General features: G+C 69.6%; 6 protein-coding genes. 2 read left to right on the top strand and 4 right to left on the bottom strand.

From position 1 onward, the window contains the following. From VFG33_RS23675 to VFG33_RS23665, 3 genes are all read right to left on the bottom strand, one after another. Positions 1–2,043: Hsp70 family protein (locus VFG33_RS23675; RefSeq protein WP_325055129.1), on the bottom strand; the 2,043-nt coding region annotated here is incomplete at its 3' end. Positions 2,044–2,055: 12 nt separating this feature from the next. Then, a complete protein-coding gene (locus VFG33_RS23670; RefSeq protein WP_325055128.1) occupies positions 2,056–4,116 on the bottom strand; it encodes an ATP-binding protein in 2,061 nt (686 codons plus the stop codon). 56 nt (positions 4,117–4,172) lie between these two features. Next, entirely contained in the window at positions 4,173–4,832 is a 660-nt protein-coding gene (locus tag VFG33_RS23665; protein WP_325055127.1) for a Pvc16 family protein, read from the bottom strand. Between the two features lie 198 nt (positions 4,833–5,030). Between VFG33_RS23665 and VFG33_RS23660 the strand changes: the two genes are divergently transcribed. Beyond that, positions 5,031–6,620 (top strand): fibronectin type III domain-containing protein, encoded by a 1,590-nt coding sequence (locus tag VFG33_RS23660; RefSeq protein ID WP_325055126.1) that lies wholly within the window; start codon positions 5,031–5,033, stop codon positions 6,618–6,620. Positions 6,621–6,628: 8 nt separating this feature from the next. Here VFG33_RS23660 and VFG33_RS23655 read toward each other — a convergent pair whose 3' ends face one another. Beyond that, positions 6,629–7,711, bottom strand: a complete 1,083-nt coding sequence (locus VFG33_RS23655) for a zinc ribbon domain-containing protein (RefSeq protein ID WP_325055125.1) — start codon at positions 7,709–7,711, stop codon at positions 6,629–6,631. Between the two features lie 421 nt (positions 7,712–8,132). Between VFG33_RS23655 and VFG33_RS23650 the strand changes: the two genes are divergently transcribed. After that, positions 8,133–8,597 (top strand): dynamin family protein (locus VFG33_RS23650; RefSeq protein WP_325055124.1); only part of this gene is annotated, 465 nt, incomplete at its 3' end.

Below are 8,597 nucleotides of genomic sequence, written 5' to 3'. Positions count from 1 at the left end.
GGGCTTCGCGCGTACTTCGATCGGTTGGCCGATGATCCGGTTCGTGTCGGTGTCGATCACCGAGATGCTGCTCGACAGGTAGTTCGCCACGTAGGCCCGGCCGCGGCTCGGCGAGATTGCCACCTGGAGCGGATTGTCGCCGACGGGGATGGTTGTGATCGTCCGGCGCGCAGCTGTATCGATGACGGACACGCTGTCCGCTCCGCTGTTGGTGACGTAGGCCCGAGCCTCCGTCGGATGGACAGCGACAGCGAGCGGCAGCTTGCCGACCTTGATCGAGTTGCCGACCCTCGCGAGCGTCGTGGTGTCGATCACGGATACGGTGCCCGCGTCGCCGTTGACGACGTACGCGAGGGTGCCGTCCGGTTGAACCCCCGTCCCCAACGGACGGTCGCCGACCGCGATCGGGCGGCTCGCAAGTTCACCGCTGCTGAGGTCGACAGCGGACAGGGTGTTGCGCTCACTGTTGGTCGCGTAGATCCGCCGCCCGTCCCGACTGACCGTCATCCCGTAGATCCCCGGAACACCGACAACAACACGGGTGGGCAGGGCCGTCGGCACAGAAGTGGGCGCAGATGAAGGCGCGGAGGTCGGGGCAGATGTAGGCGCAGAGGTCGGTGCGGACGTCGGAGCGCTCGGGGAAGGCGTCGCCGAGCCCAGCTCAGCCTCGTCACCGGGCTCGTCTCGCAAAGCAAGCGCACCCCCAACAACCACAGCCAGTACGGCGACCGCCGCGACACCCCCCACCACCCACCGATTCCGCCACCACGGACTGCCCCCGCCCGGGCCGGGCAGAGCCGGGCCAGTGCCTGCACCCTGCGCGTCGGGTGAGCGCGCTGCCGAGCCATCTGGCGAGGTCGCCGCGATGCCGCTCGCCATCCGGCGGCTCCGCCCCCACCGGTTGCCCTTCGCCGACTCCGGCTGGGCTGCGCCGGTTGCCGAGCCTGGGTCAGACGACGCGAACCCAACCTCCGCCTCCGGCGAGGCGTAGAGGACGGCGCCGAGGGCTATGTCGTGTTTGGGGTGGGTGTCGAGGGCGGTGGCCGTGCCGAACGTGCTTTGCAGCAGGTGGCTGACCAGCGGGATCCGGGAGCTGCCGCCGACCAGGACGATCGCGGTGAGGTCGTCGCTGGAGATGCCGGCCGTGCGCAGTGCCCGGCTGGTGGCTTCGACGGTGTCCCGCAACGACGGGCCGATCAGGTTCTCCAGTACGGAGCGGGTCAGCGGCACCGACGTACTGTGGCCCGGCAGCGTCACCGGGATGACCGTGTCGACGTCGGCGGACAGTGCTTCCTTGGCCTCGACGCAGTCGCGCCGCAGCCGGGTCAGCGCCGCCTTGGCCTCCGGAGTGGTCAGGTCGAGATCCGTGACCGCCGGGCCCAGAGACTCCACCACGTGCTGGAAGACGGCCTCGTCGAAATCCACCCCGCCGAGGTGCTCGATACCCTCCGGACTGCCCAGGATCGTGAACCCCGCCCGGGTCTTCTCCAGCACACACACATCGAACGTGCCACCACCCAGGTCGTACACCGCGACCCGGGCACCGGGGTCGAGCTGGGCCCGCGCGGCGTACTGGACTGCGGCCGCCAGGGGCTCCGGACAGGTCCGGGCCGGTCCCAGATCCGCCATCGCGATGACCTGGTCGAGCAGCTCCCGCTTGTACGCACCCCAGTTCGCCGGGAACGTCAGCACCACTTCGTCCGGCGCCGACCCCTTCCGCTCCGTCGCGGCCGCGACCACCCACGCCAGCAGCCGCGCGGTCAACGCCTGCGGCGAGAACGGCGTACCCGCCACCAGCATCGGGACCGGATCCCCCAGCCGCCGCTTGAACTCCCGCACCAACCGTGTGGAGTCGATCGCCCCCTTGCGCTCGGCCGCCTCACCGATCAGGAACTCGCCGTCCTCCTGCAGGTACAGCACCGACGGGATCTGCAGAGCGCGATTCCCCAGCCCGAGCATCGACGGCGGCTTGCCGCTGCCCAGGTCGAACGTCGCCGCGGCCGTGAACGTCGTGCCCAGGTCGACGCCGAGTCGATAGCCCATGCCCCCACCCCGTTAGGAAGTCGCCTCATGGTAGGGCGATTCGAGCAGGGGGTAATAGGGGCCGAACTCGCGCTCGAGAACCAGCCGGCCGAGTTTGCGGTATTCCTGGCCGACCGCGGCGATGAGGTCGAGCATTCGTACCGGCTGGCCGGACTCGGCGGCGAGGTAGGCGGCGGTGACGGAGGCGGAGCGGATGTTGCCGCCCGCCAGTTCGAACGACTGCGCGCAGAACTCGAGATCCAGGTCGTCCCCGAGCGGTAGCGGCGGGGCCAGGCACTGGTGCCACAGGCGAGCCCGCAGATCGGGGGTTGGCGCCGGGAAATCGATGATCGCGTCCAACCGGCGGGTGAAGGCGTCGTCGATGTTGGCGCGCAGGTTCGTCGCCAGGATCGCGAGCCCGTCGAAGCTCTCCAGCCGCTGCAGCAGGTACGCGCTCTCGATGTTGGCGTACCGGTCGTGCGCGTCCCGTACGTCGCTCCGCTTGCCGAAGATCGCGTCGGCCTCGTCGAAGAACAGCACGGCGTTCACCCCGGCAGCCTCGGTGAAGATCCGCTCAAGGTTCTTCTCAGTCTCGCCGACGTACTTGTCCACCACAGTCGCGAGGTTGACGGTGTACAGATCCAGCCCGAGCTCCGTCGCGATCACCTCGGCCGACATCGTCTTGCCGGTGCCGGAATCGCCTGCAAACAACGCAGTGACGCCCCGCCCACGCCCTCCGCCACGCCGCATCCGCCAATCCGTGAGCACGGTGTCCCGGTGCCGTGCCCGAGCCGACAGTCCCTGCAAAGCGCGCAGTACGGATGGAGCGAGGACAAGGTCGGACCAACCGACCTCGGGCTCGATCCGCCGGGCCAGGCGCTCAAGCCCGGCAGCATTCTGAGCCCGTACTCCGCGGCGCAGGTCCGCTGCGGTGATCTCCGTGCCCGCCAGCAGCGCCGATGCGGCAGCGGTCTTGAACACCTTCCGCACCTGCCCGGGTCCCAGCGCCAGATGAGCCGCGAGCGCCTCCGGATCCAGCCCCGACTCGTGCAGTTGCTCCCGCCACAGCTCGATCCGGTCGTGGGCACCAAGCACCGGCGCATCCACCGTCAACGGGCTGTCTGGGCTCCACCTGGGGTCCCAGGTCGTAGTACCGACGAACACGACGGGAATGTCCCAGCGGCTCAACCGGTGCAGGGCTTCCAGCGATGCCTCCGCGAGTGCCTCGACCGGTCCGGCGACCAGCCCCGCGCCCTGCAGCAGGGCTTCGCGCCCGGCGATGACCGCCAGGCCGAGGGGCTCGGCGTCACGCGCCACCAAGCTGAGATCGACGGCCACCACACCAAGCCCGGCGGCGGCGAGCGCCGCGGCGGCGATAGATCCGCCGGTCCCGGCCTCATGCTCACGCAAATGAACCAGCCGTACTCCGGACGCCAGCGTGCGACCGAGATCCGTACTCACAGCAGACCGGTACGGCGTCAGTTCCTCGAGCATCGGGACCAACCGATGATCGGGCAGGTCGTCGCCAAGCAAATGCGCAGCCACCCGGTCGGGCACTCGCAACGCGCGAGTCAGGAACGGCCGGTCCGTGTCCTCCACGATCAGCAGGCCGCGATCCACCAGCGGCCCCGACGCGGTCAGCCTGCCTCTCGCGACCGCCGACATCGAGGATGCTCCGGCCAGGTCAAGGGCAAGACCGACACTCGGCCGCCGGCGGGTGACATCGTCATTGAGGTAGCCGTACAGCCGCTCGAACCGGCTATCGAGATCAGGCAGTAGCGCGATCACCAGGAGTTCGGTGTCCAGCTCGGACAGGCCGGCCGCGGCGGCGAGCGAGCGCAGCCGGATGACGTTGCCAGCAGCAACCAATTCGTCGGCGGAGCGCTCCAGTTGCTGGTGGGCAGCCTGGTCCACGACGGCCCGGTGGCCGTCGCCGTTGAGCAACCGATCGACCAGGTCGTCGTTGACGTACAGCCCGCGGAAGGGATCGTCCATCGCCGGATCGTCCGCACGGCGCGCGGCAACGAGCGCCCGGACCCGGTCCTCGACCAGCCCCAGCCGAGCCAGCAGATAGTCCAGGCCCTGGTGGCTCACCTCGACCTTCCCGTGGCCCGACCGGGGCGGTGGGGCGGGGCTCGAATTCAAGGCTGTCACCCGGTCCTCTTGCGGGCTCGCCGGGGGTTGGCTGCCTTCTGCGGCGGCCTACCGCTGGGAGCGTCCTCCCGCGGCGGCCAGCCCTCGGTCCCGCCCATCGAGACCCGCGGCGGCTGGTCGACCAGGGTCGCGGCCGGGTAGACGCGGCCGGTCGCGGTCGGTGCGCTGACGACCAGGTCCAACGACGGCTTGAGTTCGCCGCCGAGCGCGGACCACACATCGGCGAAGGACCGGTCCTCCGGCGGCGGCAGAGCGATCGTGACCGGCACCGACAGGCCCAGTTCGGCCAGCGGACCGGTCAGCAGATCAGTCGGCAACGCATCGTGGGCGAGGAAGCAGGACAGCAGCCCGGACAGCAGGCGATGCTCGTCCTCGGGGCGCTGGGTCCAGGCCGTCACCAGGTAGGACAGCTTGAAATAGCGCGGCGGCAGGTGCCGGGCTGTTATGTGCTCCGCCTCGTCGTACTCGTTCAGCAGGCCGCGTTCGCGGCGGCGGAGGTCCTCGCGGATGTCGTAGAGGTAGACGTCGATCGTGGGAGCGTTCCGCCGGCTCGACCAGTCCTTGGTCGGCGCGTCGAACACCACTTCGACATCCCGCGCGCCGATCGCGTCGCGCTGGATCAGGGCCTGCAGCGCCGAGTCCACCTCTTGGATCACCCCATCGAGTGTTCCGCCGGGCCCAGCGGCGGCCGCAGCGACCGCGGGTCGAGGCCAGGGCATTCTCCGCTGCCCGATCGGGCAACCGTCGATGCACCCGGAGGCAGGCGACAAGCCCTCCTCCAAGTGCGGTTCGACGCCTTAGCCTGAGATCCACACCGTGCCTGAGGCGGACACCGGTGAACCAGGGAGAGCTGAGTGACGGACCCAGTGGTGCGGTTGGAGACCACCCAGCTGACCGTCGAGCCCGGCGGCCAGGCCGTGGCGGTGGTCACCGTCCTCAATTCCGGCACGATCGTCGAGAGCTATGCCCTGGACGTCGTCGGCGAGCAGCCGATCCCTTGGGCCGAGGTGACTCCCCCGGTGCTCTCGGTCTATCCACAGCAGCAGGAGACGGCGACTGTCGTGTTCAGCCCGCCGGCGGGACCGACCGGCCCGGGCGGCCTGGTGCCGTTCGGCATCCGCGCGAAGTCCCAGGTCGACCCGTCCGCGAGTGCCGTGGCGGAAGGCGAACTGGAGATCGGCCAGGTGTTCGGCCTGCAGGCCAAACTGACTCCGGTCACCTCGTCCGGACGCTGGCGAGGCCTGCACACGATCCAGTTCAGCAACTGGGGCAACGCGCCCGCCCGGCTGCGGATCGTCGCGTCCGACCCCGACCAGGCCCTCGGGTTCCTGGTCAGACCAGAGGTCGTCGACGTTCCCCTCGGCGCCAGCGCGACCGCCCGGATCAAGGTCCGCACCCGCAAGCCCGTACTGCGTGGCTCCACCAACCGGTTGCCGTTCAAGGTCACCGGTGAGCCCGATCCGCCACCGCCGGTCGGCGCTCCGGTCACGCCCGGAGCCGACCCGGGCCGACCTGTCGTCGACGGAGCCTTTACCCAGAAGCCGATCCTGACCCGCGCCGTCGTCACCGCGGCCGCCGTGGTCGGCGCCGCATTGATCGGCGTCCTGGTGTTCGCACTGACCCGCGGCGGTCCCGAGACGAAGCCGATCGGTGATGGTGTGACCGTGCCGGCCAAACCGACTCTCACCGCCGCAGCGGCTGGTCCCGCCACGATCAGCCTCGCGTGGGAGCCGCTGACGAATGTCGACTCCTACAAGCTCCAGTTCCTCGACCCGGTGTCCGGGCGGACGAACAAGGCCGAAGGCGGCATCGACGTCAAGCAGAACGCCAAGAACGTCGACAAGCTCAACCCGGCCACGAAGTACTGCTTCACCTTGCTGGCGGTCAACGGCGAGTTGTCCGGACCTGAGTCCGAGATCGCCTGCGCCACCACAGCAAAGGCAGCCCCGACGCCGACAGCCGGTCCCAGCGGACCAACCTCCGGGCCGCCCACCGGGGACCCGACGCAAGGCGGTCCAACGCAGGGTGGGCCGACAACAGGTGGTCCGTCCAGCCTGCAGCCGACGACCGCAGGACCGTCACAGTCCAGCGGCCCGACCACCGGAACCGGGCCCGAGAACCCGGCCTTCCCGCTCGGTCAGTTCATTTCCGCGATCCGCCTCTGGCCCGCTGGGAGTCCCGCCGCCGAGCAGACTGCGAGGGATCTGGCGGCTCAGCTTGCGAGCGCCGGTGTCCCCGCGAAGGTCTTGAACGTGGCCGGGCAGTACCCCGGGATGACGATGGGGACCCCCCGCCAGCCGATGCGCGATGTCTGGGGTGTCTACGTCGGACCCGCAGCCTCGCCTGGGGAGGTCGACGCGCTCTGCAAGTCCGAAGCTGTTCGGAAGGTGGTCGCCACCCCGGACTGCGTCAGCTTTGAACCCGCCAAGGCTCCGGCGGGCTGATGCGGAGACTAGTGCGGACGAGCGAACGCCACGAGGCTGGTCAACGCCGTGAACGGCTGGCCCGCGTCGGCACGCGCCGGGTACGTCCCACCGATCGCGACCGTCAACTCCTTGACCGGTACGCCGGTATCGAGGGTCAACTGCTGGAGCGCGGCACTGTCCTTGAGCGGCAACTCCGTGCAACGGCCTTCGTACATGACCAGCAGCACGCTGGGCCGGAACTGCAGCGGTCGCTTCTCATCGGCGTCCGGCAGCCCGGCCACGACATCCAGCCGCCGGACCCGGGTCGGCTCTTGGAAGGTCAACCTGACCATGCCCTTGGCCGCCTTCTTGTTGCCGCACCCGCTCAGCGGAGTGACAATCTCATCGGCCCATCCTGTCGCCCACGCGTCGTCGACAGCAGCAGACCCGAGCGCCGCGACATCGTAGCCCGGGGCAACGGAATCCGAAGGATCCGCTGCATAGACGAGCTGATCGGCGACCACCAGCGTGCCGCGGACGTCGTAGTACCGGTCCTTCGCCCAGGTGACGGGGTTGTTGCCCGCGGCCCAGAGCACGCCCAGTGCGACGGCGATCGCGAGGATGCCGATGATCACCCGACGCCAGCGGTAGAGCGGCGGCAGGCTGCGGCGGTAGTCCCTGCGGGCGCGGCGATCCACCGGGTCGCGGAAGCGCTGCCACCAGGTCTTGGTGGTCGGAATCGCTGTCCTCTGAGTGGTCGGTTGGCTCGGGCGCAGCGCATGACCGCACTTGGCGCAGAACCTGAGGGTGGTGGCGTTGGGATGCCCGCACTGGGGACAGGGCTGTTCACCGGGCTTCCACTGCGACTCGACCGGTTGCTGCCGGGCAGTGGGTCGCGCCGGCTCTCCGGCAGACTCCACGCGGGTGCGGGCTTCTGATGAAACGGCAGCCCCTTCACCGGCAGCGACGGGTCGCCGGGCAGCCGGACGGTCCGCGGTACTCGCCTCGTCCCAGCCGAGGTAGACGCCGCAGTACAAACAGAAGGCCGAACCCGCGGGGTTGCGTTCCCCACAGGCGGTGCAGACGTCCTCGATGGCCGCCACCTCCCCCGGTGACGCCGGTGACGTCACCCCTTGAGGTTGATTATGGTCGATTCCGGGCCAAATGTGTCGGATCGGACAGCCGATGATCACCTGCGGCAACTGCGGACGCCCCAACGAGGACGACGCCACCTTCTGCACGTCCTGCAACCACTACCTAGCCTGGTCCGACGAACCCCAAGCCAAAGAGCCGGAGCCGGAGCCGGAGCCGGAAATCGTGACGGAGCAGGAGGCACAGCCTGAGCCGGAGCGAGAAGCGCAGCCTGAGCCGGAACCCGAGCCAGAGCGAGCGGCGCAGCCGGAGCCGTTGTCGCAGGCGCAGCCGGAGCCTGCCCAGAGCGAAGCTGCGGGTGGGCGGGGTGAGATTGCTCCGCTTCCGTGGGTGGCGGCCGTTTCTGAACCGCCTGTCAAGGCTGCGGGTGGGCGGGGGCCTGCGGGGGTTGGGCGGTTGGTGGCGGCTATTGATGAGGGGCGGGTACTGACGCGGGAGCGGCAGCGGCCTGATCTGACGGCGCGGCTTGACAGCGCTCAGAAGAAGCTCGATTCGCGGACCGTGACCGTCGTCGTGGTGGGCGAGTTCAAGCGTGGCAAGAGCACTCTGGTGAACGCGCTGCTGCAGACCGCCGTCTGCCCGGTCGACGCCGACATCGTCACCGCCGTCCCCACCTTGATCCGGTACGGCGAGCGCCCCGGCCTCACGGCGTACCGGCAGAGGGACCCCGGGCAACCACCGGTCGCCGAGGCGGCCCCGCTCGACCAGATCACCCGGCTCGTCTCGGAGTCACCCGATGCGTCCCAGTACGGCCGGATCCAGTCCGTCACCGTCGAGGTACCCCACCGGATGCTGCGCTCCGGACTGAACCTCCTCGACACCCCCGGCGTCGGCGGACTCGACTCCGTCCACGGCCAACTGACC

The sequence above is a fragment of the Kribbella sp. genome (genome assembly GCF_035687465.1).
Taxonomy (GTDB): domain Bacteria; phylum Actinomycetota; class Actinomycetes; order Propionibacteriales; family Kribbellaceae; genus Kribbella.
Note: the sequence above shows the minus strand (reverse complement) of the source record. Positions and strands in the feature narration are given on the sequence as shown.